This window comes from Streptomyces sp. NPDC057654 (assembly GCF_042800135.1).
GTDB lineage: Bacteria > Actinomycetota > Actinomycetes > Streptomycetales > Streptomycetaceae > Streptomyces.
Genome location: NZ_JBHVHQ010001220.1, coordinates 1 through 1,909, shown reverse-complemented (window position 1 = coordinate 1,909; position 1,909 = coordinate 1). Strand labels below are relative to the sequence as shown.

Annotated in this window: 2 protein-coding genes and 1 pseudogene; 1 reads left to right on the top strand and 2 read right to left on the bottom strand. The window is 70.5% G+C overall.

Annotation, left to right across the window (positions count from 1 at the left end; all coding sequences use genetic code 11):
- Window positions 1-569, bottom strand: a 569-nt coding sequence (locus ACFU99_RS42195) for an alcohol dehydrogenase catalytic domain-containing protein (protein ID WP_384403707.1), incomplete at its 3' end; no start/stop codon positions are given.
- Window positions 570-827: 258 nt separating this feature from the next.
- On the opposite strand from ACFU99_RS42195, the gene ACFU99_RS42190 reads away from it, so the two are divergent.
- Window positions 828-1,667 (top strand): HAD family acid phosphatase, encoded by an 840-nt coding sequence (locus tag ACFU99_RS42190; RefSeq protein WP_384403704.1) that lies wholly within the window; start codon window positions 828-830, stop codon window positions 1,665-1,667.
- Here the strand turns inward: ACFU99_RS42190 and ACFU99_RS42185 are convergent.
- Window positions 1,655-1,909 (bottom strand): annotated as a pseudogene (locus ACFU99_RS42185) (hypothetical protein); the annotation flags it as partial. The gene ACFU99_RS42190 and the pseudogene ACFU99_RS42185 overlap by 13 nt on opposite strands.

Sequence of the window (1,909 nt, the reverse complement as noted above, 5' to 3'; positions counted from 1 at the left end):
CCGCCGCAGCCGATGACGGCGACCGAGTCGCCGCGGCCGACGGCGCCGGTGTTGATGGCGGCGCCGATGCCGGCCATGACGCCGCAGCCGAGCAGCCCGGCGACGGCCGGGGAGACGCTCGGGTCGACCTTGGTGCACTGCCCGGCGGCGACGAGGGTCTTCTCCGCGAACGCGCCGATGCCCAGCGCCGGGGACAGCTCCGTGCCGTCCTTGAGGGTCATCTTCTGCTTGGCGTTGTGGGTGTCGAAGCAGTACTGCGGGCGGCCGCGGCGGCAGGCGCGGCACTCGCCGCACACGGCGCGCCAGTTGAGGATGACGAAGTCGCCGGGGGCGAGGTCGCCGGAGCCCTCTCCCACGGACTCCACGACGCCGGCCGCCTCGTGTCCGAGGAGGAAGGGGAATTCGTCGTTGATGCCGCCCTGCTTGTAGTGCAGGTCGGTGTGGCACACGCCGCACGCCTGCACCCGCACCACGGCCTCGCCCGGCCCCGGGTCCGGTACCACGATCGTCTCCACCCGGACCGGTTGGTCCTTGCCGGGTGCGATGACTCCGCGTACTTCCTGCGCCATGATCGGCCAGCCCTTCTCTTCGGAAATCTGCCCATACCGTACGCGGGCCGGGCGGGTGCGCCCAGCCGCCTCGCACCGCCCGTACGAGCACGTGGCCGCGTCCGCGCGGTGAGCCGTGCTCCATCCGCCCCGCGTCCGTACCCCATCCGGGCTCTCCGCGCGTAGACGACCCTTGACGGGCTCTTATCCACCCTTTAGTTTCACGCTGCACCCGTACGCACCCTCGTGTACGCCCTCAGCGCCTTCTGGAGAACCCGCGTGGCCCTCAACGCCTTCACCCGTTCATCTACGCGCGTCCGCGTCGCCGCCGTGACCGTCGCCCTCGCCGCCGCCGGCGGCGGCCTGTTCGCGGCGGGCTCGGCCTCCGCCGACCACTCCGTGCCCCGCTCGGACAAGGAGATCCCGAACCTCACGCAGGTCACTGACAAGATCAAGGCGTACTACGGCGACACGGTGACGCCCTCCGGCGAGCACTACGCCTCCCCGTACAGCAGCTACGCCAAGCAGCTCGCGAGCATCGAGAAGAAGGCCGAGCGCCACCTGGACCGCGCGGCGAAGAAGGCGGCGCAGGACAACAGCAGGCACGGACAGCACGGGCAGCACGGTAGGGACGCCAAGCCCGCGATCGTGCTCGACCTCGACGACACCACGCTCCTCACGTACAACTACGAGCTGGAGGTGGGCTTCCACCTCACGCCCGAGTCGCAGGACGAGTACCTGAAGAACAAGGACATGGGGCCCGTCTTCGGCATGCCGGAGCTGGTCAACCGGGCGCAGTCCAAGGGCATCACGGTCTTCTTCGTGACCGGCCGCGACGAGCACCAGCGCGAGTGGAGCGCCCGCAACCTCAAGAACGCCGGCTACCAGGCCGCCGCGGACCGCGCCCACCTCTATCTCCAGAACAAGAAGACGCCGCCGTCGTACCTGCCGTGCGGCTCGAACTGCACGACCGTCGAGTACAAGGCGGGCACGCGCAAGCACATCGAGTCCCAGGGCTACAAGATCGTCGCCAACTTCGGCGACCAGTACAGCGACCTGTCCGGCGGCTACGCGGAGAAGTCCGTCAAGCTCCCGAACCCGATGTACTACCTGCCCTGACCTGACTGGGCGGCCTGCCCCCGCTTCGGCAGGGGCACCCGCGTCAGGTCCCGGGCGACGGTGAGCTCGCCGTCGAACCCCGCCGCCCGGGCCTGGCGCTCGAACTCCGACGGGTCCGCGTACCGCTGCGAGAAGTGCGTCAGCACCAGGTGCCGTACGCCCGCGCCCGCCGCCACGCGCGCGGCCTGGGCCGCCGTCAGGTGCCCGTGGTCGACGGCGAGCCGCTCGTCCTCGTCGAGGAA